23 protein-coding genes are annotated in these 24,348 nt (G+C 66.0%); 14 read left to right on the plus strand and 9 right to left on the minus strand.

The window, feature by feature from the left end:
- Positions 1 to 103 precede the first annotated feature (103 nt).
- Together tesB and E4487_RS02155 are read left to right on the plus strand one after the other, a co-directional pair.
- On the plus strand, positions 104 to 973 hold the full coding sequence (gene tesB, locus E4487_RS02150) for an acyl-CoA thioesterase II (RefSeq protein ID WP_047591382.1): 870 nt from the start codon (positions 104 to 106) through the stop codon (positions 971 to 973).
- A gap of 16 nt (positions 974 to 989) precedes the next feature.
- The gene (locus E4487_RS02155; protein ID WP_134675703.1) at positions 990 to 1,583 is read left to right on the plus strand and encodes an HAD family hydrolase; all 594 of its coding nucleotides are present in this window, start codon (positions 990 to 992) and stop codon (positions 1,581 to 1,583) included.
- Positions 1,584 to 1,673: 90 nt separating this feature from the next.
- Here the strand turns inward: E4487_RS02155 and adeC are convergent, their stop codons facing one another.
- Genes adeC through E4487_RS02170 form a run of 3 tightly spaced genes read right to left on the minus strand, consistent with a single transcriptional unit; the run spans position 1,674 to position 7,396 of the window.
- Entirely contained in the window at positions 1,674 to 3,095 is a 1,422-nt protein-coding gene (adeC, locus tag E4487_RS02160; protein WP_037051767.1) for an AdeC/AdeK/OprM family multidrug efflux complex outer membrane factor, read from the minus strand.
- Entirely contained in the window at positions 3,092 to 6,232 is a 3,141-nt protein-coding gene (locus tag E4487_RS02165) for an efflux RND transporter permease subunit (RefSeq protein ID WP_175252636.1), read from the minus strand. Before E4487_RS02165 ends, adeC begins: the two co-directional genes overlap by 4 nt.
- Positions 6,233 to 6,247: 15 nt before the next feature.
- Complete coding sequence (locus tag E4487_RS02170) at positions 6,248 to 7,396, minus strand: efflux RND transporter periplasmic adaptor subunit (RefSeq protein ID WP_037051050.1); 1,149 nt, start codon at positions 7,394 to 7,396, stop codon at positions 6,248 to 6,250.
- Positions 7,397 to 7,576: 180 nt separating this feature from the next.
- Here E4487_RS02170 and E4487_RS02175 point away from each other — a divergent pair, with 180 nt between their 5' ends.
- Entirely contained in the window at positions 7,577 to 8,206 is a 630-nt protein-coding gene (locus E4487_RS02175) for a TetR family transcriptional regulator (protein WP_037051049.1), read from the plus strand.
- Between the two features lie 3 nt (positions 8,207 to 8,209).
- Here the strand turns inward: E4487_RS02175 and E4487_RS02180 are convergent, their stop codons facing one another.
- From E4487_RS02180 to E4487_RS02190, 3 genes are all read right to left on the minus strand, one after another.
- Positions 8,210 to 8,392 (minus strand): hypothetical protein, encoded by a 183-nt coding sequence (locus tag E4487_RS02180; RefSeq protein WP_037051060.1) that lies wholly within the window; start codon positions 8,390 to 8,392, stop codon positions 8,210 to 8,212.
- A gap of 155 nt (positions 8,393 to 8,547) precedes the next feature.
- The gene (locus tag E4487_RS02185) at positions 8,548 to 9,564 is read right to left on the minus strand and encodes a zinc-binding alcohol dehydrogenase family protein (RefSeq protein ID WP_037051048.1); all 1,017 of its coding nucleotides are present in this window, start codon (positions 9,562 to 9,564) and stop codon (positions 8,548 to 8,550) included.
- Between the two features lie 18 nt (positions 9,565 to 9,582).
- Entirely contained in the window at positions 9,583 to 9,876 is a 294-nt protein-coding gene (locus E4487_RS02190; RefSeq protein WP_175252637.1) for a putative quinol monooxygenase, read from the minus strand.
- 107 nt (positions 9,877 to 9,983) lie between these two features.
- On the opposite strand from E4487_RS02190, the gene E4487_RS02195 reads away from it, so the two are divergent.
- The 9 genes from E4487_RS02195 (at position 9,984) to E4487_RS02235 (ending at position 20,208) form a co-directional block, all read left to right on the plus strand.
- Positions 9,984 to 10,904 (plus strand): LysR family transcriptional regulator, encoded by a 921-nt coding sequence (locus tag E4487_RS02195; RefSeq protein WP_037051043.1) that lies wholly within the window; start codon positions 9,984 to 9,986, stop codon positions 10,902 to 10,904.
- 106 nt (positions 10,905 to 11,010) lie between these two features.
- Positions 11,011 to 11,394 carry a DUF2946 domain-containing protein gene (locus E4487_RS02200; RefSeq protein ID WP_037051042.1) on the plus strand — a complete coding sequence of 128 codons (384 nt, stop codon included), beginning with the start codon at positions 11,011 to 11,013 and terminating at the stop codon, positions 11,392 to 11,394.
- Positions 11,395 to 11,475: 81 nt separating this feature from the next.
- Positions 11,476 to 13,635, plus strand: coding sequence for a TonB-dependent siderophore receptor (locus E4487_RS02205; RefSeq protein WP_175252638.1), 2,160 nt, complete (start codon positions 11,476 to 11,478; stop codon positions 13,633 to 13,635).
- 11 nt (positions 13,636 to 13,646) lie between these two features.
- Positions 13,647 to 15,173, plus strand: a complete 1,527-nt coding sequence (locus tag E4487_RS02210; protein ID WP_175252639.1) for a PepSY domain-containing protein — start codon at positions 13,647 to 13,649, stop codon at positions 15,171 to 15,173.
- Between the two features lie 34 nt (positions 15,174 to 15,207).
- On the plus strand, positions 15,208 to 15,702 hold the full coding sequence (locus tag E4487_RS02215; RefSeq protein WP_175252640.1) for a copper chaperone PCu(A)C: 495 nt from the start codon (positions 15,208 to 15,210) through the stop codon (positions 15,700 to 15,702).
- Positions 15,702 to 16,076 carry a DUF2946 domain-containing protein gene (locus E4487_RS02220; RefSeq protein ID WP_152489586.1) on the plus strand — a complete coding sequence of 125 codons (375 nt, stop codon included), beginning with the start codon at positions 15,702 to 15,704 and terminating at the stop codon, positions 16,074 to 16,076. The genes E4487_RS02215 and E4487_RS02220 overlap by 1 nt, the downstream gene beginning before the upstream one ends.
- Before the next feature lie 64 nt (positions 16,077 to 16,140).
- The gene (locus tag E4487_RS02225; RefSeq protein ID WP_175252641.1) at positions 16,141 to 18,225 is read left to right on the plus strand and encodes a TonB-dependent copper receptor; all 2,085 of its coding nucleotides are present in this window, start codon (positions 16,141 to 16,143) and stop codon (positions 18,223 to 18,225) included.
- Between the two features lie 87 nt (positions 18,226 to 18,312).
- Positions 18,313 to 19,242, plus strand: a complete 930-nt coding sequence (locus E4487_RS02230) for a LysR substrate-binding domain-containing protein (RefSeq protein ID WP_051800567.1) — start codon at positions 18,313 to 18,315, stop codon at positions 19,240 to 19,242.
- 87 nt (positions 19,243 to 19,329) lie between these two features.
- Positions 19,330 to 20,208 carry an alpha/beta fold hydrolase gene (locus tag E4487_RS02235; RefSeq protein ID WP_175252642.1) on the plus strand — a complete coding sequence of 293 codons (879 nt, stop codon included), beginning with the start codon at positions 19,330 to 19,332 and terminating at the stop codon, positions 20,206 to 20,208.
- A gap of 50 nt (positions 20,209 to 20,258) precedes the next feature.
- Here the strand turns inward: E4487_RS02235 and leuD are convergent, their stop codons facing one another.
- Together leuD and leuC are read right to left on the minus strand one after the other, a co-directional pair.
- The gene (leuD, locus tag E4487_RS02240) at positions 20,259 to 20,867 is read right to left on the minus strand and encodes a 3-isopropylmalate dehydratase small subunit (RefSeq protein ID WP_175252643.1); all 609 of its coding nucleotides are present in this window, start codon (positions 20,865 to 20,867) and stop codon (positions 20,259 to 20,261) included.
- Between the two features lie 14 nt (positions 20,868 to 20,881).
- A complete protein-coding gene (leuC, locus tag E4487_RS02245) occupies positions 20,882 to 22,291 on the minus strand; it encodes a 3-isopropylmalate dehydratase large subunit (RefSeq protein WP_175252644.1) in 1,410 nt (469 codons plus the stop codon).
- A 203-nt stretch (positions 22,292 to 22,494) separates the two neighbouring features.
- Here leuC and E4487_RS02250 point away from each other — a divergent pair, with 203 nt between their 5' ends.
- A complete protein-coding gene (locus tag E4487_RS02250; RefSeq protein WP_037051020.1) occupies positions 22,495 to 22,761 on the plus strand; it encodes a PepSY domain-containing protein in 267 nt (88 codons plus the stop codon).
- The gene (locus E4487_RS02255) at positions 22,761 to 23,297 is read left to right on the plus strand and encodes a cytochrome b/b6 domain-containing protein (protein ID WP_175252645.1); all 537 of its coding nucleotides are present in this window, start codon (positions 22,761 to 22,763) and stop codon (positions 23,295 to 23,297) included. Before E4487_RS02250 ends, E4487_RS02255 begins: the two co-directional genes overlap by 1 nt.
- A gap of 65 nt (positions 23,298 to 23,362) precedes the next feature.
- Here E4487_RS02255 and E4487_RS02260 read toward each other — a convergent pair whose 3' ends face one another.
- Positions 23,363 to 24,310 carry an adenosine deaminase gene (locus E4487_RS02260; RefSeq protein ID WP_150606550.1) on the minus strand — a complete coding sequence of 316 codons (948 nt, stop codon included), beginning with the start codon at positions 24,308 to 24,310 and terminating at the stop codon, positions 23,363 to 23,365.
- Positions 24,311 to 24,348: the final 38 nt, after the last annotated feature.

The raw sequence follows: 24,348 nt of genomic DNA on the forward strand, positions 1-24,348 counted from the left end.
GTTTGGTTGGACTGAACGAGCATTTTCTGGGTGTTTCAACGCCGTATTGCCAACGCAGGAAGTTTTGCAACGGTCCGTAACCCCCTGCATGAGGAGACACTCCATGACCCAGGTGCTCGACGATCTGGTCGCGCTGCTCAGCCTGGAGCAGATCGAGGAAAACCTGTTCCGTGGCCGCAGCCAGGACCTGGGATTCCGCCAGCTGTTCGGTGGCCAGGTGCTCGGCCAGTGCATTTCCGCTGCCAGCCAGACGGTCGAGGAAGCGCGTCACGTGCATTCCATGCACGGCTATTTCCTGCGCCCCGGGGATGCCAGCCTGCCGGTGGTCTACCAGGTCGAACGCACCCGTGACGGCGGCAGCTTCAGCACCCGGCGCGTGGTGGCGGTGCAGAAGGGCAAGCCGATCTTCTTCTGCAGTGCCTCCTTCCAGTACGACGAGGAAGGCTTTCACCACCAGAGCCAGATGCCCGATGTGCCGGGCCCGGAAGACCTGAAATCGGAGACCGAACTGGCGCGCATGGTGGCCTCGATGATTCCCGAGCGCCTGCGTGAACGGGCGATCAGCGACAAGCCCATCGAGATTCGCCCGGTCACCCTGATCAACCCCTTTGCCCCGCAGCCCTGCGAACCGGTCAAGTACGTGTGGTTCCGCGCCGCTGGCGAATTGCCGGCCGACCCGCAGTTGCACAAGTACCTGCTGTCCTACGCCAGCGACTTCAACCTGCTCACCACGTCCATGCAGCCCCACGGCGTGTCGGTGTTCCAGAAGTTCATGCAGGTGGCCAGCCTCGACCATTCGCTGTGGTTCCATCGCGACCTGCGCATGGACGACTGGCTGCTGTACGCCATGGACAGCCCCTGGGCCGGCAATGCGCGCGGTTTCTCCCGCGCCAGCATCTACAACCGCCAGGGCGAGCTGGTGGCCTCGGCCGCGCAGGAAGGCCTGACCCGCGTGCGCGAGGACTGGAAATGAGCCAGGAGATCCGCTCGTGAAGGCACTGCGCGAGGCCCGCTACTGGGTATTCGACATGGACGGCACCCTGACCCTGGCGGTGCATGATTTCCCCGCGATCAAGCGGGCGCTGGGCATTCCTGAGGAGGACGACATCCTCCATCACCTGGCGGCCCTGCCGGCGGATGAGGCGGCGGCCAAGCATGCCTGGCTGCTCGAGCACGAGCGTGAGCTGGCCGTGGCGTCACGACCGGCGCCGGGTGCCATCGAACTGGTGCGTGAGTTGAGCGAGCGGGGTTGCCAGCTGGGTATCCTCACCCGCAATGCCCATGAGCTGGCCTTGCTGACGCTGCAGGCCATCGGTCTCGATGACTGCTTTGCCAGGGCGGATATTCTCGGCCGTGACGAAGCCCCGCCCAAGCCGCACCCGGGTGGCCTGCTGCACCTGGCGCAGCGCTGGGCCGTGGCCGCGCAGGACCTGGTGATGGTGGGGGATTACCGCTTCGACCTGGAGTGCGCCCAGGCTGCAGGTGCTCGCGGTGTGCTGGTCAACCTGCCGGACAACCCCTGGCCGGAGCTGACCGAGCTGCATGCGCAGGATTGCGCGCAGCTGCTGGCGCAGTTGCGCTGAGCCCCAAGCGCTTCGGCAAAAAAACGCCCCCGCAAAGACTGCGGGGGCGGCGCGTTGGATAAGGTCGTCCTTGATGCGGGTGACGCGCGATCAATCTTGTGCGGCGGGGCTCCAGCCACCACCCAGGGCCTTGTACAGCTCCACTTCGCTGCTCAGCTGGGCCAGGCGGTCACCGATCAGCTGCTGGCGCACGGCGAACAGTTGGCGCTGGGCGTCGAGCAGGGTCAGGTAGCTGTCCACACCGGTGCGGTAGCGACGTTCGGCCAGTTCGTAGTAGGTCTCGGTGGTTTCCAGCAGGGCGCGCTGGGCGTCCAGTTGCTGGCGGTAGGTGGTCCGCGCCGCCAGGCGGTCGGCGACCTCCTGGAAGGCCACCTGGATGGCTTTCTCGTACTGCGCGACGCTGATGTCGCTCTGCAGCTCGGCGTAGTCGAGGTTGGCGCGCAGACGGCCGGCGTTGAAGATCGGCAGGCTGATCTGCGGCTGGAACAGCCAGGTGCCCGAACCACCGTCGAACAGGCCGGACAGCTGGCTGCTGGCCGTGCCGGCGTTGGCGGTCAGGCTGATGCTCGGGAAGAACGCCGCACGCGCCGCGCCGATGTTGGCATTGGCAGCCTTGAGCTGGTACTCGGCCTGCAGCAGGTCGGGGCGACGCTGCAGCAGGTCGGCAGGCAGACCCGCAGGCACCTGTTCCAGCAGATCGGCGTCCAGCGCCAGCCCTTGTGGCAGCTCCTCAGGCAGACCGGTGCCGAGCAGCTGGGTCAGGGCGTTGCGGTCCTGGGCGACCAGGCGCTGGTACTGCGCCAGGCTGACGCGGGCGCTGTCCACCGCGCTGCGTGCCTGGCTCAGGGCCAGGGCGTCGGCGACACCGACGTCGAAGCTGCGCTGCGTCAGGCGGTAGCTGTCTTCGTAGGTCTTCAGGGTGTCCTGGGTCAGCTGCAGCAGGGCCTGGTCGGCCTGCCACTGCAGGTAGGCGGTGGCGACGCTGGCGACCAGGCTGATCTGCGTGCTACGCGCGGCCTGCTCGGTGGCCAGGTACTGCTGCAGGGCCTGCTCGCTGAGGCTGCGGATACGCCCGAAGAAGTCCAGTTCCCAGGCATTGACGCCCAGTGTCGCGCTGTATTGCCCGGAGGTGCGGGCCTCGCCGGTCTGACTCAGGTCACCCGGCAGGCGCTGGCGCGTGCCGCTGCCGTCGGCGGACACCGAGGGCAGCAGGTCGGCGCGCTGGATGCGATACAGCGCGCGGTAGGCTTCGACGTTCAGCGCCGCGACACGCAGGTCACGATTGTTCTCCAGTGCCAGTTGCACCAGCCGCTGCAGGGCCGGGTCACGGAAGAACTCGCGCCATTGCAGGTCGGCGGCGGCGCGGCTGCCTTCGCTGGCCGCGCTGCCGTAGGCCTCGCCCTGCGGCCAGTCGGCCGCGACCGGGGCGTCCGGGCGCTCATAGTCGGGAATCAAGCTGCAGCCACTGAGCAGGGCAGTGGCGACGGCCAGGGACAACAGGGACTGCCTCATTGCAGTACCTCCTTCTCGTTGTTATCGGCCGGCTGCTTTTTCTTCTCGAACAGCGAGCAGACCACGACGTAGAACAGCGGAATCCAGAAGATCGCCAGCACCAGGGCACTGATCATCCCGCCGATCACCCCGGTACCGATGGCGTGCTTGCTGCCGGCACCGGCGCCACTGGCGATGGCCAGCGGCAGACAGCCGAGGATGAACGCCAGTGAGGTCATCACGATCGGGCGCAGACGCATCCGGCAGGCTTCGATGGCCGCCTCGGCGAGGCCCATGCCCTGCTCGTACTGCGCCTTGGCGAACTCGACGATGAGGATCGCGTTACGCGCCGACAGACCGATGGTGGTGAGCAGGCCGACCTTGAAGAACACGTCGTTGGACAGGTCGCGCAGCTCGGTGAACAGCAGCGCACCGATGATCCCCAGCGGCACCACCAGCATCACCGAGAACGGGATCGACCAGCTCTCGTACAGCGCGGCCAGGCAGAGGAACACCACGATCGCCGAAATCACGAACAGCGCGGTGGTCTGCGAACCGGCCAGGCGCTCCTCGTAGGACAGGCCGGTCCAGGCGAAGCCGACACCTTCCGGCAGTTGCGAGGCGATTTCCTCGACCGTAGCCATGGCGTCACCAGTGCTGAAGCCGGGGGCCGGCGCACCGAGAATCTCCACTGCGGAAACACCGTTGTAGCGCGACAGCTTGGGTGGGCCGTAGGTCCACTCGCCACTGGCGAACGCGCTGAACGGCACCATCTGCCCCTGATCGTTGCGGATGTACCATTTGTTCAGGTCTTCCGGGCTCATGCGCGACTCGGCGGTGCCCTGCAGGTACACCTTCTTCACGCGACCGCGGTCGATGAAGTCATTGACGTAGCTGGCGCCCCAGGCAATCGACAGGGTGCTGTTGATGTCTGCCAGCGACAGACCCAGCGCGCTGGCGCGTTCGTCGTCGATCAGCAACTGGTACTGCGGCTCGTCACGCAGGCCGTTGGCCCGCACGCTGCTGAGTACCGGGTGCTTGTTGGCCAGCTGGATGAACTTGTCACGGGCCTGGTTGAGCACCTCATGGCCGACGCCCGCCTGATCCTGAAGGAACAGGTTGAAGCCGGTGGCGTTACCCATCTCCATCACCGCCGGTGGGGCGAAGGCGAACACCAGGGCATCGCGGAAGCTGAAGAAGTGCATCTGCGCGCGATGCGCCAGGGCGGCGACGCCATTCTCCGCGCCGGGACGTTCGCCCCAGGGCTTGAGCATGATGAAGGCCATACCCGAGCTCTGGCCACGGCCGGCGAAGTTGAAGCCGGTCACGGTGAACACCGATTTGACCACGGCGTCTTCGTCCTCGAGCAGGTACTTGCGCATGTCATCGACCACCACCTGGGTGCGCTCGGCACTGGAACCGGCCGGGGTCTGCACCTGGGCGAACAGCACGCCCTGGTCTTCTTCCGGAAGGAAGGCGGTGGGGATGCGCGAGAACATCCACGCCATGATGGCGACGATCACCAGATACAGCAGCAGGTACGGCAGCTTGCGCTTGAGCATCGCCGCCACGCCGCGCTGGTAGGTCTCGGTGCCGCGCTCGAAGGTACGGTTGAACCAGCCGAAGAAGCCGCCCTTGGCCTCGTGGTGATCACCGTCGATGGGCTTGAGCAGGGTGGCGCACAGCGCCGGGGTGAAGATCAGCGCCACCAGCACCGACAGGGTCATGGCCGAGACGATGGTGATGGAGAACTGCCGGTAGATCACCCCGGTGGAGCCGCCGAAGAAGGCCATCGGCAGGAACACCGCCGACAGCACCAGGGCAATACCGACCAGCGCGCCCTGGATCTGCCCCATGGATTTGCGCGTGGCGTCCCGGGCCGACAGGCCGTCCTCGCGCATCACCCGCTCGACGTTCTCCACCACCACGATGGCGTCGTCCACCAGCAGGCCGATGGCCAGGACCATGGCGAACATGGTCAGGGTGTTGATCGAGAAGCCGAATGCCGCCAGCACACCGAAGGTACCCAGCAGGACCACCGGCACCGCCATGGTCGGGATGATCGTCGCCCGCAGGTTCTGCAGGAACAGGAACATCACCAGGAACACCAGCACGATGGCTTCGAACAGGGTCTGCACCACCCCTTCGATGGAGGCCGAGATCACCGGCGTGGTGTCGTAGGGGAACACCACTTCCATGCCGGCCGGGAAGAACGGCTTGAGGTTGTCGATGGTCTCGCGCACCGCCTTGGCGGTATCCAGGGCGTTGGCCCCGGTGGCCAGCTTGATTGCCAGACCGGAGGCCGGCAGGCCGTTGTACTGGGCGTTGATGGCGTAGTTCTCGCCGCCGAGCTCGACCTTGGCCACGTCACCCAGGCGTACCTGAGAACCATCGGTCTGCACCTTGAGCAGAATGTTGCGGAACTCTTCCGGGGTCTGCAGACGGGTCTTGCCGATGATGGTGGCGTTGAGCTGATTGCCCGGTGCGGCGGGCAGGCCGCCGAACTGGCCGGAGGATATCTGCACGTTCTGCGCCTGGATGGCGCTGCGCACGTCGACCGGTGTCAGCTGGAAGCTGTTGAGCTTGGCCGGGTCGAGCCAGATACGCATGGCGTACTGGGCACCGAACACCTGGAAGTCGCCGACGCCCTTGGTCCGCGAGATCGGGTCCTGCAGGTTGGAAACGATGTAGTCGGAGAGGTCTTCGCGGGTCATGCTGCCGTTGGTGGATACCACCCCGATCACCATGAGGAAGTTCTTCACCGCCTTGGTCACGCGGATACCCTGCTGCTGCACTTCCTGCGGCAGCAGCGGCGTGGCCAACTGCAGCTTGTTCTGCACCTGAACCTGGGCGATGTCAGGGTTGACCCCCTGTTCGAAGGTCACGACGATTTCCATGCTGCCGTCGGAGTTGCTCGCCGAGCTGACGTAGCGCAGGCCGTCGATGCCGTTGAGCTGTTGCTCGATGACCTGCACCACGGTGTCCTGCACCGTCTGCGCCGAGGCGCCCGGGTAGCTGACCGAGATCGACACCGCAGGCGGGGCGATGCTCGGGTACTGGTTGATCGGCAGCTTGAGGATGGACAGGCCACCGGCGAGCATGATCACCAGGGCGATCACCCAGGCGAAGATGGGCCGGTCGATGAAGAATTTGGACATTCAGTAGTTCTCCGTTCAGCCCTGGCCGTTGCCTGGCTTGGCATCGTCTGCCTTCTGCTCGGTCGTGACGTTGCCCGCCGGTACGGCCTTGACCTCGATACCAGGCTGCACGAACTGCAGGCCCTCGGTGATCAGGCGGTCGCCTTCGTCGAGGCCATCCTCGACCAGCCAGGCGCTGCCGACGGTGCGGCTGGCCTTGAGTACGCGCTGCTCGACCTTGTTCTCGGCGTTGACCACCAGGGCGGTCGGTTCGCCGCGCTGGTTACGGGTGATGCCTTGCTGCGGTGCGAGAATCGCCTGTTGCTTGATCCCTGCTTGCAGCTCGGCGTGCACGAACATGCCCGGCAGCAGCAGGTGGTCGGGGTTGGGGAACACTGCGCGCAGGGTCACCGAGCCGGTGCCTTCGTCGACGGCCACTTCGGAAAACTCCAGGGTACCTTCGTGGGCGTAGTGGCTGCCGTCTTCCAGCACCAGCTGCACCTTGGCCGAGTTGTCGCCGGCTTTCTGCAGGCGGCCCGCGGCGAGGTCGGCGCGCAGGCGGAGCAATTCCTTGCTCGACTGGGTGACGTCGACGTAGATCGGGTCGAGTTGCTGGATGGTGGCCATGGCCATGGTCTGGCCACTGGTGACCAGTGCGCCCTCGGTCACGCCGGAACGGCCGATGCGGCCGCTGATCGGTGCCAGTACCTTGGTGTAGCGCAGGTCGATGCGTGCCTGTTCCAGCGCGGCGTCGGCCTGCAGGCCGGCGGCGCGAGCCTCGTCATAGGCCTGCTGGCTGACGGCCTTGTCGGCGACCAGCAGCTTGTAGCGATCGGCCAGCGACTTGGCGGAAATCTGCGTGGCCTGGGCGCTCTTGTACGCGGCCTCGTACATGGCCGGGTCGATCTGGTACAGCTGCTGGCCGGCCTTGACTTCACTGCCTTCGGTGAACAGGCGTTTCTGGATGATGCCGTTGACCTGCGGACGGACTTCGGCGATGCGATAGGCCGAGGTGCGGCCCGGCACTTCGGTGGTCAGCGCAAAAGGTTGAGGTTGCAGGGTAACCACACCGACCTGAGGGGCTTGTTGAGCTTGTGGTGCGCTGTCTTCCTGGCAGCCGGTGAGGCTGAGCAGAGCCAAAGCGACGGCGGAAACCAAGGCGGCGAAGGCTGGCTTCGTGTGCATCTGAAGAAACCTCGTTTTAATTGAAATCAGTACCCGGAGGGCAAAGAGGGGCGAAGGCAAGGGGGTAGGTCGAGAATATACTTACATACGTGAATGTTTGTAAATGCCTAAACCTGCCTGCATACTCTCGTTTGTCCTCCCTGAGTCGGGGGTAACGGCAACAGAAATGCAGGTAGACAGATGGCCAGAAGAACCAAAGAGGAAGCGCAGGCGACACGCGTCCAGATACTCGACGCGGCCGAGCGGGTGTTCCATGCCCAGGGCGTTTCCCGTGCGTCCCTGGCGGAGGTGGCCAAGGAGGCTGGAGTCAGTCGTGGCGCCATCTACTGGCACTTCGAGAACAAGATAGACCTGTTTCAGGCCATGCTCGAGCGCCTGCGTCTACCGCTCGAGGAATTGGCTCGCGCCACCGAGAGCGAGGACGAACCGGACCCCCTCGGATGCATGCGCGAACTGCTGATAAAGGCCCTTACCCGCCTGGCCGAGGATGAGCAGACACGCCGTGCCCATGACATCCTGCGTTACAAATGCGAGTACACCGGAGAGCTGGTCGACCTGCGCGAACGCTTGCAGGCACTCAGCATCGAATGCGACCAGCGCATCGCCAAGGCCCTGAGCAATGCCGTGAACAAGGGCCAGCTACCGGAGGACCTGGACTGCGAACGTGCGGCCGTTTGCCTGCATGCCTATATGGAAGGCATCGAGGCCAACTGGCTGCTGGTCCCCAACTTCGACCTGGTCGTGCAGGCCCCTGCGCTGATCGACACGCTGATGCACATGCTGCTCAGCCCGGCCCTGCGGCGCAGCTGAGGCTCAACTCGCCTGGCGGTATGCGGGCAGGTCCGGCAACTTGTGCGGTGCGCGCAGCCGGGCTTCCAGCTTGGCGACGAACTGGCGTGCTTCCTCTTCACTGCGAAAACTCACGCAATGCTGGTCCAGGCGTACCTGCCAGAGGCAGGCGCCGCCTTGAGCGTGCGGTTGAACGAGAATGTTCATGCTGACCATCTCCTGAGCTGAGGCTTGTGGCAGGAGAGGTCATGCTAGTCCCATCACATGACTGTTTGCTGACGTGGATCAAGGCTTGGCCGTGCCCGGCTGAATAACCGCTGCCCGGTCGCGCCAGGCGCACCGGGGCGGTTGTCTGGCGTCGCTCAGAACCCTTCGAGGACGATCTTGCCCCTGGCCTTGCCACTTTCAAGCAAGGCATGGGCGCGGCGCAGGTTGGCGGCGTCGATGCGGCCGAAGTGCTCGCCCAGGGTGGTGCGCAGCACGCCACTGTCGACCAGGCTGGACACGCGCTCCAGCAGGCGGTGCTGCTCGATCATGTCCTCGGTCTGGTACAGCGAGCGGGTGAACATCAGCTCCCAGTGCAGCGACAGGCTCTTGCGCTTGAGCTTCATCACGTCCAGCGGCTGCACGGGGTCGTCGATCAGCGCCAGGCGGCCCTGGGGCTCCAGCGCCTCGATCAGTTGCTCGTAGTGCTGCTCGGTCTGGGTCAGGCTGGCGACGTGGGTCACCTGGCCGACGCCGATGCGCGCCAGTTCCTCGCTCAGCGGCTTGCTGTGGTCGATCACGTGATGGGCACCCAGTTCGCGCACCCAGGCCTGGGTCTGCGCGCGCGATGCGGTGCCGATCACGGTCAGGCCGGTCAGGCGGCGAGCCAGCTGGGTGAGGATCGAGCCGACGCCTCCGGCGGCACCGACGATCAGCAGGGTCTGGTTCTGGTTGGCCGAGCCTTCGCTGATCTGCAGGCGTTCGAACAGCAGTTCCCAGGCGGTGATCGCGGTCAGCGGCAGGGCCGCCGCGTCGGCGAAGGACAGGCTGCTGGGCATATGACCGACGATGCGCTCGTCGACCACATGCAGCTCGCTGTTGGCGCCGGCCCGGTCGATGGCGCCGGCGTAGAACACCCGGTCGCCCGGCTGGAACAGGCTGACCTCGCTGCCCACGGCCTTGACCACGCCGCTGGCGTCCCAGCCGAGCACCTTGGCGGCGCCGTCCGCTGGCGTGACGCCCTGACGGATCTTGGTGTCGACCGGGTTGACCGAAATGGCGCGGACCTCGACCAGCAGGTCGCGCGGGCCGGGTACCGGCTCGGCCAGTTGCACGTCCTGCAGGGCTTCGGGGTGTTCGGCGGGGAGGGGTTGGTAGTAGGCGACGGCTTTCATGAGGGGTCTCTCGGTGGTTCAGGCAAGACGCTGCAGGGGCAGCAGCTCGATGCTGGCGAGCCGTGCAGCGAAGGTCTGGGTGAAATGCTGGAAGTGCGGCGCATTGCGGTGCAGCTCGAGGGCGGCGTCATCGCGCCATTGTTCGAGCATCACGAACTGCTGCGGGTTGGCCGGGTTGCCGTGCAGCTCATAGCGCTGGCAGCCGGCTTCGGCGTTGCTGGCGACGACCAGCGCCTGCAGGCCGGCGGCCACGGCCTCGGCGTGGCCCGGCAGGCTGTTGATCGTGGCGATGAGGGTGACTGGGGTAGGCATCGGGGCGCTCCGTTGGCGGTACAGGTGCATGCTCGTTTATTCGTGTGGCGAGAAAAAGAAGCTGCTAGTAGAGTCTCTTTCATTATTTTTTTGAAAGTTGGGCTGCCATGCTGCGTCTCGATGATCTGCACCTGTTCGTTCGCACTGCCGAGACCGGCAGCCTGTCCGCCGCCGCCCGGGTGCTGGACGTATCGCCGGCGGTCGCCAGCGCCGCGCTGAAACGCCTGGAGCAGCAACTGCAGGTGCGCCTGCTGGCGCGCTCCACACGCAGCCTGCGCCTGACGCCCGAGGGCGAGCTGTACCTGGTGCATGCGCGCCTGGCGCTGCAGAGCCTGGAGGAGGGGCGCCAGCAGCTGGCCGGCAGCCAGGAGGGCATTCGCGGTGTGCTGCAGCTGTCGGCGCCGTCCGACCTCGGGCGCAACACGTTGCTGCCCTGGCTCGACGAGTTCCAGGGCGAGCACCCGCAGCTGCAACTGCGTCTGCTGCTGGCCGACCGAGTGGCCGACCTGTTTCGCGAGCCCGTGGACATCGCCCTGCGCTATGGCGCGCCGGAAGACTCCAGCCTGGTGGCGCTGCCCGTGGCTCCCGACAACCGCCGCGTGCTCTGCGCCTCACCGGCCTATCTGGCCCGTCACGGGGCGCCACGGACGGTGGAGGAGCTGCATCAGCACAACTGCCTGCTGTACATGCTGCACGGCCGTGTGCACGACCGCTGGCGCTTTCACGACGGCAAGCGCGAAAGCGTCCTGCACGTCAGCGGCGACCGGGTCTGCGACGATGCCGATGTCACCCGCCGCTGGGCCATCGCCGGGCAGGGCGTGGTGTACAAGTCCTGGCTGGACGTCGCCGAGGATGTGCGCGAGGGCCGGCTGCAGGTGCTGCTGCCAGGCTGGCTCGGCGAGGCGACGCCGCTGTATCTCGTGTGTGCCCATCGCGCACAGCTGAGCAAGGCCGTGCACCTGCTGCGCGAGTTCGTGCAGTTGCGTTGCCGGCGGTTGCTGGACGCAGCGCCCTGGCAAGCGTGTTGAGGGCGCGCGCGATAGTCGCGGCGGCCTCTGCTAGACTCCCGCAGCAAATGCCTGCGGCAACGCACCGCAGTGTCGTGCTGACATCCTCTGTTTAGAGTCGCGCCCCATGAAACTGGCTCGCAAAGACCGCTCACTGACCGCCTGGGTGCTGTACTTCAGCATTCTGTTCGGTGCGTTCGTCTGCGCGATCAGTCACGGTCAGATGGCCGGCATGCAGCTCAGTGGCCTGGATGGCCAGTACTGCTCCTTCGATGGCAACTTCGGTGCGGGCGCCGACCTCGACGGCTCCGGCATCGTCCCGCCGAACCCCGCGACCGGCACGGGCTGTGCACTGGGCAGCCTGTTCACGGCGATCATTCTCGCCGCCTTCTTCGGCTTGCTGGGGCTGCTCGCCAGCGACCGCGCAAGGCCGCTGCTGACACTGCACATCCCCCGCACCATCCGCTACCTCTGGCCATCGGCCAACCCCCGCGCCTCACCCCTTTCCTGATCCGCGCCACTCCTGCGTTGCATGCGCTGCGGCCTTGTCTGGCCGGCGCTGTCGTTCTGGTTTTCAGGAAAACAACAGGCTATGTCCAAGTCGTTCTCCCGCGCATCGAGCGCGGTATTGTTGTGCACGTGTTCCCCCATGCTGTGGGCCGAGCAGGCCGTCACGCTCCCCGACTCCGAGGTCCGTGCCGCCGCCGCGCCCGCCTCGGCGCTTTCCCTCGACGTAACGGCCGAGAGTGCCTCGCGTCTCGGCCTCACACCGCGGGAGACGCCGGCTTCGGTCAGCGTGGTGAGCCGCGAGCAGATCGAGCGGCGCGGCGCCGAGAACACGCAGCAGATGCTCATGGGCGTGCCGGGTGTGGTTGCCGCGGCTCCACCTGGCTTTGCGGGGGCGGTTTCCTGGCGTGGCTTCAGCGGAAGCCAGGTGACGCAGATGTTCAATGGCATCACCGTGCAGTACGACGCGATTGCCGCGCGTCCCGTGGATGGCTGGATCTATGAGCGTGTCGAGGCCGTGGGTGGTGCATCCGGCTTTCTCAATGGCGCTGGCGCGGTGGGTGGCTCGCTCAACTACGTGACCAAGCTGGCCAGCCGTGACGAAGCCTTCAGCGAGGGGCGAATCCGCTATGGCTCGTTCGACAGCAACGAGCTGGCCTACGGCTTCAATCAGCCGCTGGGCGACTACAACCACGTGCGTCTGGATGTCAGCCGCAGCGCCAGCAACGGCTACGTCGACCGGGAACAGCGCGAGGCCTGGACCAGTGCGTTCTCGCTGCTGACGGATTTCACCGAGCAGCTGTCTCACACCCTGGCGCTGGAATACCAGGAGGAGAAAGTCGACAGCCCGTACTGGGGCAGCCCGGTGCTGAAGGGGCGCACGGGCGATCTCAAGGTGGACGAGAGTCGGCGTTTCGAGAACTACAACGTGGAGGACGGGCGCTACGAGCAGCGCGTGCGCTGGTTGCGCTCCGTGACCGAGTACCGCTTCAGCGACGCGACCCGCGTACTCAATACGCTGTACCACTACAACGCCCGGCGTGAGTACCGCAACCTCGAGACTTACGCCTATACCGATGCCAGCAACAGCCAGGTGCAGCGCAGCAACGCCCTGCTGCAACGTCATGATCAGGAGCTCAACGGCAATCGCCTGGAGCTGCGCCATCAGCACGGGCTGTTCGGGCTGTCGAGCGAATGGGCGGTGGGTGTCGACTACAGCCACAATGTTCAAACGCGCTACCCCCGCTCGGTGTCCGGCCCCTTCGACGTGGTCGATGCCGAGCACTTCACTCCGGGGAATTTCTTCGACCTGCCGGGGATGAGCCCCGGTTATGCCCGGCAGCGCACCAATCAGGTCGATACCTGGGCACTGTTCGTCGAGAACCGCCTGCAACTGACGGAGCGCCTGTCGCTGCTCAGCGGGCTGCGTCACGACCGCATCGATCTGGAGGTCACCAACCACCAGGCCGCCACGGCGAGCAACCCGGCGTTCTTCTCCCGCGAATACGAGCCGACCACCGGGCGAGTGGGCTTGATCTACGCGCTCACCCCGGCGGCCAACGTCTACGTGCAATACAGCACGGCGGCCGACCCGCCCGCTGGCATCCTGACCACGGCGGGCCTCAGCCAGGTGCAGGATTTCGACCTGACCAAAGGGCGGCAGCTGGAGGTGGGCAGCAAGTTCGACTTTCTCGCCGGACGAGGGTCGGCAACGCTGGCGGCCTACCGGATCGAGCGGGAGAACCTGGCCACGCGCGACCCCGCGAACCCCGGGCAGACACTGGCGGTCGGCAAGCAGTCTACCCTCGGGCTGGAAATCGCCGCGGCGCTGCGGGTCACGCCGCGCCTGCTGGCCGAGGCCAACCTGGCCTGGCTCGATGCCCAGTACGACGCGTTCAACGAGAACGTCGCCGGCCAGTCGGTATCACGCAAGGGCAATACGCCGACCAACGTGCCGGACCAGGTGGCCAACCTGTGGCTGACCTATGACCTGGCGCCACGCTGGCAGGTCGGCGTCGACAGCCGCTACGTCGCCTCCGTGTATGCCGATGCGGCGAATCAGTTGAAGGCGCCTGCCTATACCTTGTACGGCGCCTTCGTCAGCTATCGGGTCGACGCCGACAGCCGTCTGACGCTGCGCGCGCGCAACCTCACCGATGAGGTGTACGCCAGCTGGGCCAGCAGCGACATGCTGTTCCTCGGGGCGCCGCGCTCGTTCGAGCTGGCCTTGCAGTCGCGGTTCTGACGAGAGCAGCCATGAAACGCTACCTCTACCTGTGGCATCGCTGGCTGGGCATCGGTCTGTGCCTGCTGATGGCGCTGTGGTTCGTCTCCGGGCTGGTGATGATATACGTGGGCTATCCCAAGCTGACCCCGCGCGAGCACCTGGCGCAGCTGCCGGCGTTGTCCGCCGAGGACTGCTGCGTGCTCCTGGCGCAGGTGCTGGCAGCCGCCGATGAACGGCAGGCACCGGCGGCCGTGCGCCTGACCACCGTCGCTGGCCAGCCCCGCTACCTGCTGCGCTATGGCCAGCGGGTGCTGGCTGTCGATGCGCGCAGCGGCCAGCGCCTGGCGGGCGTCGACGAACAGGCTGCACGGGCTGCGGCGCGGCAGTTCGCCCCCGGACGTGGCGCCTCCTACCAGGGGCTGGTGGACGAGGACGCCTGGACCCACTCCCGGGCGCTGGATGCGGACCGCCCATTGCATCGTGTCGAACTGGACGATGGCACGCTGCTCTACGTTTCCAGCCACAGTGGTGAGGTGGTGCGTGATGCGACGGCCAGCGAACGCAGCTGGAACTGGCTGGGCGCCTGGCTGCACTGGCTGTATCCGCTACGTGGCGGGACGCTGGATCGCTGGTGGGGCGACATCGTCATCTACCTGTCGCTGGCAGCCACGCTGATGACCCTGCTGGGCATCGTCGTGGGCCTGCTGCGCTGGCGTTTCGCCAAGCCCTATCGCAGTGGCGCGCGCAGCCCCTATCGGGGGCTGGCCCGCTGGCACCATATCGGCGGCCTGGCGTTCGGCGCGCTGGTGCTGACCTGGATATTCAGTGGCCTGATGTCCATGAACCCCTGGCGCCTGTTCACTACGCCCACGCCGCTCGACATGGCCGCTTACCAGGGCGCAGAGCTGCGTGCCGAGGCGTTCCCGCTACCTGCGCAGCAGGCCATCGTGCGCCTGCGCGAGGCGGGGCTGAACGCACGTGAGCTGCACTGGCGTCTGGTCGGTGGGCGCGCCTATCTGCAGGGTGTCGATGCCAGTGGCGCTACGGCGCTGCTGCCGGCGGAGGGTGACGGCACGCTGCTGCACGGCCTGACGGACGCGGAACTGCTGCGCGCCGCGCAGGCGATCCGCCCGCAGGAGCGGTTGCAGGTCGAGCGCCTGAACGCCTACGACTTCTACTACTACGCCCGCGCCGAGCACAGCATGCTCGGTCATCTGGAGCGACCGTTGCCGGTCCTGCGGGTACGTTTCGACGACCCGGCACAGACCTGGCTGCACCTCGATCCGCGCACGGGATCGGTAGTGGGCCGGCTCGACGCAGATCAGCGCACGTCGCGCTGGTTGTTCGCCCTGTTGCACAGCTGGGACTGGTTGCCGCTGTTGCAGAACCGGCCGCTGTGGGATGGCTGGATGTGGCTGGCGAGCCTGGGCGGCCTGCTCATCTGTCTCAGCGGTACGCTGCTGGGCTGGCGTCGCCTGCGTCGTCGTCCGCGACCGTCGCCGAGCAGAGCTCGGCCTGCGCGCAGCGCTGGCCGCCGTGACACGTTGTACCCTTGACCCATGATTCGATTTCAAACCCGGAGGTAATACCATGACCCTGAAGAAAACCCTGCTCGGCCTGACGCTGTTGCTGCCGGCGCTGTTCGCTCAAGCTCACGAGTACGAGGTCGGCCAACTGCATATCGACCACCCCTGGTCGCGCGAAATGCCGCCGGTGGCACCGACCGCCGCGGCGTACTTCGTGGTGCACAACAAGGGCGGCGAAGCCGACCGCCTGATCCGCGTCAGCACCCCGGTCGCCGGCAAGGCCGAGCTGCATGAACACCTGCATGCCGATGGCGTGATGAAGATGCAGCAGGTGCAGGACGTGGCCATCCCCGCCGGTGGCGAGGTGAAGTTCGAGCCCATGGGCTACCACGTCATGCTGTTCAACCTGCAGCAGCAGGCCAAGGACGGTGAACGCTTCCCGCTGACCATGACCTTCGAGAAGGCCGGCGATGTCGAAGTCGAAGTCGCGGTGCAGAAGGATGCACCGGCCGCCCATGACCACGCTGCGGGTCATGGCGAAGGCGAACACCAGCACTGATGCTGTTCACGGCACGCAGACGAAACCTCGCCGCCCGGCTCGGGCTGCTGGCGTTCGTCCTCATCGTTCTGGCGCCCGTGGCGTCGCAACTGCGTGCCGAGCCGGCCGACTGGCGCTGGCTGAACGAACTCGCCTGTCATGACGGAGCCGGCAGCGCGCCGGCGACCGTCGAGGCTCATCGGCCCGTCCTGCAGGCCGATGCCTGTGGCTACTGTTCGCTGTTCTCGCACTGTCCGGTGCTGGCCGATGGCGCCTGGCCGCTGCTCGGGCGATTGCCGCTGGCGCAACCGGCCACCGTCAAGTGGCCGGCTCCGCCACGGGCCAGTGCGCACTTCCCTGATGCGTTGTCACGCGCGCCGCCGATGCCGATCTGAGGTCATCCATTGGCTATCGAGACCCTTGCCGGGTCTCTTCGCAAACCGACTTTCAGGTATCCGCATGTCCGCTTCCTTCGTTCCGGGCGCCGCTTCCGTGCGCGTTCGTTTTCCCCTGTCCGCCCTGGCCATCGCCTGTGGCCTGTGTTCCATCGCTGCCGCTCATGCCGAGGAGGCTGTGCATGAACTGCCGCCCAGCGTGATCACGGCGATCCAGCAAAGCTCGCCTCTGACCGTCGTGGCCGATCCCAAGGACCCGCGCCAGCCGGTGCCGGCCAGCGATGCCGCCGACTATCTCAAGACCATCCCCGGTTTCTCCGCCATCCGCAGCGGCGGCAGCAACAGTGATCCGGTGTTGCGCGGGTTGTTCGGTTCGCGTCTGCTGCTGCTCACCGACGGTGGGCAGATGATCGGAGCCTGTCCGGGGCGGATGGATGCACCCAGTTCCTACATCGCGCCGGAAACCTTCGACCTGCTGACCGTGACCAAGGGCCCGCAGACCGTGATCTGGGGCCCCGGTGCATCGGCGGGCGTAGTGCGTTTCGACCGTGAGCCGGAGCGTTTCGGCGAGCTGGGCGCGCGCCTGCATGCCAGCGTGCTGGCCGGCTCCAACGGTCGTTTCGACCAGGCGCTCGACGGCGCCGTCGGTGGCGCACAGGGCTACCTGCGGTTCACCGGCAACCGCTCGCATTCGGACGATTACGACAACGGCAATGGCGACACCGTCCCCTCGCGCTGGGACAAGTGGAACGGCGATGTGGCACTGGGCTGGACGCCGGATGACGACAGCCTGATCGAACTCACCGCCGGGCGTGGCGATGGCGAGGCGCGCTACGCCGGGCGAGGCATGGATGGCACCCAGTTCAAGCGCGAGAGTCTCGGCCTGCGCATCGAACGCAGCAACCTCGGTGACGTGCTGGATAAGGTGGAGGCCAAGGTCTACTACAACTATGCCGACCACATCATGGACAACTTTCGCCTGCGCGTGCCGGACCCGAGCAGCATGATGGCCATGCCGATGGCCTCGCAGGTCGACCGCCGCACCCTCGGTGCGCGCCTGGCCGCCACCTGGCGCTGGGACGAACTCGAGCTGATCACCGGCGTCGATGCCCAGCGCAGCGAGCACCGCGCGCGTCGTTCCAGCTACAGCATGATGAGCGGCTACACCGATGCCGATCGCTACCCGTGGAACAAGGATGCGCTGATGCACAACTACGGCGTGTTCGCGGAGGCCACCTGGAATCTGGCCGAGCGTGATCGGCTGATCTCCGGTGCCCGCCTCGACCGCGCCTCGGCGAAGGATTTCCGCCAGCGCTTCAGCAGCATGATGGGCATGAGCACGGCCAACCCGACGGCGGGGGAGACCCGGGCCGACACCCTGCCCAGCGGTTTCGTGCGGTACGAGCATGACCTGGCCGGTTCACCGACCACCGTCTATGCCGGCATCGGCCACGTGCAGCGTTTCCCCGATTACTGGGAACTGTTCTCCGCCGGGCTCAATGGTCCGGCCGGCGCGGACAACGCCTTCGATGGCATCAAGCCGGAGAAGACCACCCAGCTGGATGTCGGCATCCAGTACCAGAACGACGCGCTGCAAGCCTGGGCCTCGGCCTATGCCGGGCAGGTTCGCGACTACATCCTGTTCGACTACCGGGGCATGAACACCCGTGCCGACAACGTCGATGCACGCATCATGGGTGGCGAGCTGGGCGTGGCCTACAGCTTCGCGAGCAACTGGAAGGCTGACGCGACCCTGGCCTATGCCTGGGGCAAGAACAGCAGTGACGACGAGGCGCTGCCGCAGATGCCGCCGCTGGAGGTGCGCCTGGGACTGAGCTACCAGCGCGACGACTGGAGCGTCGGCGCGCTGTGGCGCGTGGTCGATGGCCAGGGGCGCATCGCCGAGGGGCGGGGCAATGTGGTGGGACAGGACCTCGACGAGAGCGCCGGCTTCGGCGTGTTCTCGCTCAACGGCGCCTATCGCCTGACCTCCGAGGTCAAGCTCAGTGCCGGCGTCGACAACCTGTTCGACAAGCGCTACGCCGAGCACCTCAACCTGGCTGGCAACGCCGGATTCGGCTTCCCCGGCGACACCCGTATCGACGAGCCGGGGCGTACCTTCTGGGCCAAGGTCGATTACGACTTCTGAGTTGCTCGTACGGCGGCGGCCGGATGGGGTTACCCTCGCTGCCTGGCCGCCGTATCCTGCCACTTTGTCCTGCCGTGGATAGGCTGCATGAGTGGCGCACGAGACGCTTTCCCTTTGCCGGAGGACCTGCGGGTCTTCCTCACCGTCATTCGCAAGAAGAGCTTCGCGGCTGCGGCCGAGGAGCTCGGCTTGTCGCCCGCATACGTCAGCAAGCGCATCCAGATCCTCGAAACAACCCTCGGCACCCGCCTGCTGCATCGCACCACCCGGCGCGTTGCGCTGACCGAGGATGGCGAGCGTACCCAGCGCTGGGCGCTGCGCATCCTCGCCGATGTGGACGAGTTGTTCGATGAGCTGTCCGTGGCCCGGCAGACGCCGCGAGGGCTGTTGCGCATCAGCAGCAGCCTCGGCTTTGGCCGCAGTCACCTGGCGCCGGCGCTGGCGCGACTGGTCGAGCTCTACCCCGAGTTGAACGTTCGCCTCGAACTGTTCGACCGGGTGGTGGACATCGTCGCCGAGGGCATCGACCTGGAGATCCTCGTCGGTGACGACCTGCCGGGGCAGTGCATCGGACGACGCCTGGCGGACAACGGTCGCGTGTTGTGCGCCTCTCCTGCGTACCTGCAGCGCCAGGGCTGTCCGCAGGAACTGGAGGATCTGCAGTCCCACGACTGTCTGGTGATCAAGGAGCGCGACTATCCATTCGGCATCTGGCACCTGGAGCGGCATGGGCAGGCGCATTCGGTGCGGGTCGACGGGCCGCTGTCCTCCAACAGTGGTGAGGTGGTGCTGGCCTGGGCCCTGGCCGATCGCGGCATCATGCTGCGCTCGCAGTGGGAAGTGCAGCCGCTGCTGGCCAGTGGCGCACTGGTGCAGGTGTTGCCGGAGTACCGTCAGAGCGCCAATGTCTGGGCCGTGTATCCGACCCGCTTGGCCCATTCGGCCAGGTTGCGTGCCTGCGTGGAGTTTCTCGAGCAGTACCTGGCTGCGCTGCCGGTATTTGGCCACGATTCATGAAGGGCGCCGCCACGCTTTGCACCTTAGTGGCCCGAGCCGTGCGGCCTAGCATGTAGGCTCCCCAGTTCAGTTAAGGAGACTCGCCTCATGTTCGCGTCCTTCGAGACAGGCCAGTGCCAGGTCAATGGCATACGCATCCACTATCGCAAAGGGGGCAGCGGGCAGGCGTTGTTGCTGCTGCATGGTCATCCCCAGACTCACGCGATGTGGCACAAGGTAGCCGAACCGCTGGCCAGGCACTTCACGGTGGTAGCTGCGGACCTGCGTGGCTATGGCGACAGCGCGAAGCCGGCCGGTGGCGAACGGCATGAAGCCTACAGCAAGCGGCAGATGGCGCTGGACATGCTGGAGCTGATGAAGGCGCTCGGTTTCTCTCGCTTCGATGTCCTGGCACATGATCGCGGCGCACGCGTCGCTCATCGCCTGGCACAGGATCATCCCGAGGCTGTGAAGCATCTGATCACGCTGGATATCGCCCCGACGCTGGCAATGTACGAACAGACCAGCGAGGCGTTCGCGCGTGCCTACTGGCACTGGTTCTTCCTGATCCGCCCGGCGCCGTTGCCGGAAACCCTGATCGAAGCCAACCCGGAACTGTACCTGCGCAGCGTGATGGGCGCGCGTAGCGCCGGGATGAAACCCTTCACCGACGAGGCGCTGGCCGAGTATCTGCGTTGCCTGAGCCTGCCGGGGACTGCCCATGGTCTGTGCGAGGACTACCGCGCCAGCGCCGGCATCGACCTGGAACATGATCGCGCCGATGTGCAGGCCGGGCGCAAGCTGAGTGTGCCGCTGCTGGCCTTGTGGGGCGCGGAAGGCACCGTTGGCCGCTGCTTCGACCCGTTGCAGGAGTGGCGCCGGATCGCGGCGGACGTCCATGGCAAGGCGCTGCCCTGCGGGCACTACATCGCCGAAGAAGTGCCGCAGGTGCTGCTCGAGGAAGTGCTGGCGTTTCTCTATTCCTGACCTGCCCCCCTACGACGCGAGCGTCGTAGGGTCCTGTCCCTGGCTTGCGCTCAGGCCAACCAGGGATTTGCCTGCAGATGATCGCGTTCGAACTGACGAATCCGTTCGGCGCGCTGCAGGGTGCTGCCAATGGCGTCCAGGCCCAGCAGCAAGGCCTGCTTGCGCAGCGGGTCGATGTCGAACGCGAGGGCTCGGCCATCGCCGAGCGCGATGGTCTGGCTGGCCAGGTCGATGTCGAGGTGGTTGTGCTCGGCCTGGCTGACCCGGCGGCTCAGTTCGTTCACCTGCGGCACCGGCAGGCTGATGGTCAGCACGCCGTTGCGCTGGCAGTTGTCATGGAAGATGCCGGCGAAGCTGCTGCCGATCAGGGCGCGAATCCCCAGTTGCCTGAGCCCCCACACGGCATGCTCGCGGCTGGAGCCACAGCCGAAGTTCGGCCCCACGACCAGGAAGCAGGCGCCTTGCCACTGCGGATGGTTGAGGATGAATGCCGAATTGGGGCTGCCATCGGCAAGGAAACGCAGGTCGAAGAACAGACCGCGATCCAGGCCGTTGCGGTCGATGCCCTTGAGGAACTGCTTGGGCATGATCACGTCGGTGTCGATGTTGGCTGCTGGCAGCGCAGCGGCCTTGCCGCTGACGAGAGTGAAGGCTTGCATGCGAACCTCGTGGGTCAGAGTGAACGGATATCGGTCAGGTGTCCGGCAATCGCAGCGGCTGCGACCATGGCCGGACTCATCAGGTGGGTGCGGGCTCCCGCTCCCTGGCGTCCCTCGAAATTGCGGTTGGTGCTGGACGCACAGCGTGCGCCTGCTGGCAGCACGTCGTCGTTCATCGCCAGGCACATGGAGCAGCCGGACTGCCGCCACTCGAAGCCGGCTTCGATGAACTGCCTGGCCAGGCCTTCGGCCTCGGCCTGCTCGCGTACGGCGGTGGAGCCAGGAACAATCATCGCGCGCACATGACTGGCGACCTGGCGCCTGCCGATCACCTCGGCGACCTGGCGGAGATCCTCGATGCGCGCGTTGGTGCAGGAGCCGATGAACGCATGGTCGATGCGGATGCCCTGCAGCGCCTGCCCGGCTTGCAGTCCCATGTAATCGAGGGCGCGTTGCATGTCCTGGCGCAGGATGGGGTCCGTCTGCTCGCCTGGCGTCGGTATGCGGCCGTCGATGGCGAGTGCCTGATCCGGGCTGGTGCCCCAGGTGACCATGGGCTGCAGCTGCGATGCGTCGATGTGGACTTCACGGTCGAACTGCGCGCCAGGGTCGCTCTGCAACTGGCGCCAGTGGCTCAGTGCCTGTTGCCAGCGTTCGCCCTTGGGGGCCATCGGCCTGTTCGCCAGATAGTCGAAGACCTTCTGGTCCGGTGCCATGAACGCGCCGCGCGCACCTGCTTCGACGGCCATGTTGCACACTGTCATGCGTGCCTCGACGCTCAGGGCATCGATGGCTTCACCGCAGAACTCCACGGCATAGCCGGTGGCACCGGAGGCGCCGATTCGCGCGATCAGCGCCATGATGATGTCCTTGGAGACCACACCGGCTCGCAGTTTGCCGTCGACGCGGACGCGCATGCTCTGCAGGCGCTTGTAGACCAGGGTCTGCGAGGCCAGCAGATGTTCGATCTGCGACGTGCCGATGCCGAAGCCGAAAGCACCGAGGGCGCCGTAGGTGGTGGTGTGGCTGTCGCCGGCGGCGACCACCATGCCGGGCAGGATGAAGCCCTGCTCGGGGGCCACCACATGTTCGATGCCCTGGCGGCGGTCGAGCAGGTCGAACAGTTCGATGGCGAAGTCGCGGCAGTTCTCCGCCAGATAGGCAACCTGGCGCGCGCCACCGGCGTCGGCGATCTCGCTCGTGCGGCTGGCAGCGGTCGGGTTGACGTGATCGACCACGGCCAGGTGCGCGCCGGGGCGCCAGACGGGCCGGCCCGACTCGCGCAGACCGCTGAATGCCTGCGGGCTGGTGTACTCGTTGAGCACCTGGCGGTCGATGTACAGCAGCACATGCCCGGCATCATCCAGGGTACAGACGGTGTGGGAGTCGATGTGTTTGTCGTACAGGGTTCTTGGCTGGCTCATGGTCACGGCTCGTGTTGTGGAAGAAGGGGCGAGCGCCCAGGCCAAGAATTGGCCGAGGGGCGTTCGTCATCAACCACCTCGCCGTGGAGCCAACCTCCACGAATCGTGTGCACAGCCCGCTGCGCGCTAATACAGCCTTAAGGTTCAGGCGTGATAGTGCCTCCCCGCAGCAAACAACTTTCCACTGCTTCGAGGACGACACGATGAACCAGATGTTTCTGCTTTCCCTGCTGCTGGCCGCCCCGGCAAGCTTCGCCGCCACGCAATGCACCAACGTTGACCAGGCGCAGTGGCAGGACCAGGACAAGTTCCAGAGCGAGCTGAAGGCCGAGGGCTACCAGATCAAGAAATTCAAGGTCACCAGCGGCAACTGCTACGAGATCTATGGCTTCGACAAGGCCGGCAAGAAGGTCGAAATCTACTTCGACCCGGTCAGCGGCAAGCCGGTCAAGAGCAACGTGGAAGGCTGATGAACCGCGCGACCGTGCGCCTGTGGGACCCGGTGGTGCGCCTGTTTCACTGGTCCCTGGCCGGCGCGTTCCTGGCCAACTACTTCTTCACCGAGGAAGGCGAGAACTGGCACCGCTGGTTCGGTTACTACGCCGTGGCCTGGCTGGCGATCCGTCTGGTGTGGGGCTTCGTCGGTACGCCGGCGGCGCGCTGGGCGGATTTCTGGCCAACCCCTGCACGTCTGGGCGAGCACCTGCGGGCGCTGCTGTCCGGGCGAGCGTATCACCGCCTGGGGCATTCGCCGCTGGGGGCGTTGGTTATGATCCTGATGATGGCGCTGATGCTCGGCCTGGGTGTGACCGGCTTTCTGATGGAGGAGGTCGACTACTTCTGGGGCGCCGACCTGCCGCTGGAAATCCATGAACTTTGTGCCAATGCCCTGATGGCACTGGTTGGATTGCATGTCGCCGCCGCGCTGTTCGAGAGCTACCGGTTGCGCGACAACCTGCCGTTGTCGATGGTGACCGGCAGGCGCCGCAAGCTGGACGAGCACTGAACCTATGGTCGCGGCTAAAGCCCCTCCCACGGTTGTGAGAGGCGCTTCAGCGGCGACGCTCTTGCTCAGGCCAGGCGCGCATCCAGGCTGTTCTGCGCCAGGCGCTGGGCCTGCGCTTCGGTCATGCCCAGGTGTTCATGCAGGGCGGCGAAGTTCTCGCCGACATAGCCGCCGAAATAGGCGGGATCATCCGAGTTGACCGTCACCTTCACGCCGCGCTCGAGCATCTCCAGGATGTTGTGCTGGCCCATGTGCTCGAACACGCACAGCTTGATGTTGGACAGCGGGCAGACGGTCAGCGGGATCTGCTCGTCGATGATGCGCTGCATCAGGCGTTCGTCCTCGATGGCGCGTACGCCGTGGTCGATTCGCTTGATCTTGAGCAGGTCCAGCGCCTCCCAGATGTACTCGGGCGGCCCTTCCTCGCCGGCATGTGCCACCGCATGCAGGCCCTCGCTGCGTGCCTTGGCGAACACCCGCTCGAACAGGCGCGGCGGGAAGCCCTTTTCCGAACTGTCGAGGCCGACGCCGATGAAGGCGTCGCGGAACGGCATCGCCTGTTCCAGGGTCTTGAACGCTTCGTCCTCGGGCAGGTGGCGCAGGAAACTGAGGATCAGGCCGTGGCTGATACCCAGTTGCTGCTCGCCGTCGCGCAGCGCCTGCTGGATGCCGCGCAACACCACTTCGAAGGGAATGCCCCGGTCGGTGTGGGTCTGCGGATCGAAGAAGGGTTCGACATGGATGACGTTCTGCGCCTTGCAGCGTTGCAGGTAGGCCCAGGTCAGGTCGTAGAAGTCCTGCTCGGTACGCAGGACGTTGGCGCCGGCGTAATACAGATCGAGAAACTCCTGCAGGTTGTTGAACGCGTAGGCCGCACGCAGGGCCTCGACATCGCTCCAGGGCAGGGCGATCTGGTTGCGTTCGGCCAGGGCGAACAGCAGTTCCGGCTCCAGCGAGCCCTCCAGGTGCAGGTGCAGTTCGGCCTTGGGCAGGGCATTGAGCCATTCGGGCATGGTCGGATCTCGTGGTCAGGCTTGAGGTAGTCGTAAAG

The organism is Pseudomonas sp. BMW13, assembly GCF_013357275.1.
In the GTDB taxonomy this organism is placed as follows: domain Bacteria; phylum Pseudomonadota; class Gammaproteobacteria; order Pseudomonadales; family Pseudomonadaceae; genus Aquipseudomonas; species Aquipseudomonas khazarica.

Excerpts from the sequence above, each read along its gene's own strand:
- tesB (WP_047591382.1), top strand. The coding sequence starts at position 104 with ATGACCCAGGTGCTCGACGATCTGGTCGCGCTGCTCAGCCTGGAGCAG.
- adeC (WP_037051767.1), bottom strand. The coding sequence starts at position 3,095 with ATGAGGCAGTCCCTGTTGTCCCTGGCCGTCGCCACTGCCCTGCTCAGT.
- E4487_RS02165 (WP_175252636.1), bottom strand. The coding sequence starts at position 6,232 with ATGTCCAAATTCTTCATCGACCGGCCCATCTTCGCCTGGGTGATCGCC.
- E4487_RS02170 (WP_037051050.1), bottom strand. The coding sequence starts at position 7,396 with ATGCACACGAAGCCAGCCTTCGCCGCCTTGGTTTCCGCCGTCGCTTTG.
- E4487_RS02175 (WP_037051049.1), top strand. The coding sequence starts at position 7,577 with ATGGCCAGAAGAACCAAAGAGGAAGCGCAGGCGACACGCGTCCAGATA.
- E4487_RS02180 (WP_037051060.1), bottom strand. The coding sequence starts at position 8,392 with ATGAACATTCTCGTTCAACCGCACGCTCAAGGCGGCGCCTGCCTCTGG.
- E4487_RS02185 (WP_037051048.1), bottom strand. The coding sequence starts at position 9,564 with ATGAAAGCCGTCGCCTACTACCAACCCCTCCCCGCCGAACACCCCGAA.
- E4487_RS02190 (WP_175252637.1), bottom strand. The coding sequence starts at position 9,876 with ATGCCTACCCCAGTCACCCTCATCGCCACGATCAACAGCCTGCCGGGC.
- E4487_RS02195 (WP_037051043.1), top strand. The coding sequence starts at position 9,984 with ATGCTGCGTCTCGATGATCTGCACCTGTTCGTTCGCACTGCCGAGACC.
- E4487_RS02200 (WP_037051042.1), top strand. The coding sequence starts at position 11,011 with ATGAAACTGGCTCGCAAAGACCGCTCACTGACCGCCTGGGTGCTGTAC.
- E4487_RS02205 (WP_175252638.1), top strand. The coding sequence starts at position 11,476 with ATGTCCAAGTCGTTCTCCCGCGCATCGAGCGCGGTATTGTTGTGCACG.
- E4487_RS02210 (WP_175252639.1), top strand. The coding sequence starts at position 13,647 with ATGAAACGCTACCTCTACCTGTGGCATCGCTGGCTGGGCATCGGTCTG.
- E4487_RS02215 (WP_175252640.1), top strand. The coding sequence starts at position 15,208 with ATGACCCTGAAGAAAACCCTGCTCGGCCTGACGCTGTTGCTGCCGGCG.
- E4487_RS02220 (WP_152489586.1), top strand. The coding sequence starts at position 15,702 with ATGCTGTTCACGGCACGCAGACGAAACCTCGCCGCCCGGCTCGGGCTG.
- E4487_RS02225 (WP_175252641.1), top strand. The coding sequence starts at position 16,141 with ATGTCCGCTTCCTTCGTTCCGGGCGCCGCTTCCGTGCGCGTTCGTTTT.
- E4487_RS02230 (WP_051800567.1), top strand. The coding sequence starts at position 18,313 with ATGAGTGGCGCACGAGACGCTTTCCCTTTGCCGGAGGACCTGCGGGTC.
- E4487_RS02235 (WP_175252642.1), top strand. The coding sequence starts at position 19,330 with ATGTTCGCGTCCTTCGAGACAGGCCAGTGCCAGGTCAATGGCATACGC.
- leuD (WP_175252643.1), bottom strand. The coding sequence starts at position 20,867 with ATGCAAGCCTTCACTCTCGTCAGCGGCAAGGCCGCTGCGCTGCCAGCA.
- leuC (WP_175252644.1), bottom strand. The coding sequence starts at position 22,291 with ATGAGCCAGCCAAGAACCCTGTACGACAAACACATCGACTCCCACACC.
- E4487_RS02250 (WP_037051020.1), top strand. The coding sequence starts at position 22,495 with ATGAACCAGATGTTTCTGCTTTCCCTGCTGCTGGCCGCCCCGGCAAGC.
- E4487_RS02255 (WP_175252645.1), top strand. The coding sequence starts at position 22,761 with ATGAACCGCGCGACCGTGCGCCTGTGGGACCCGGTGGTGCGCCTGTTT.
- E4487_RS02260 (WP_150606550.1), bottom strand. The coding sequence starts at position 24,310 with ATGCCCGAATGGCTCAATGCCCTGCCCAAGGCCGAACTGCACCTGCAC.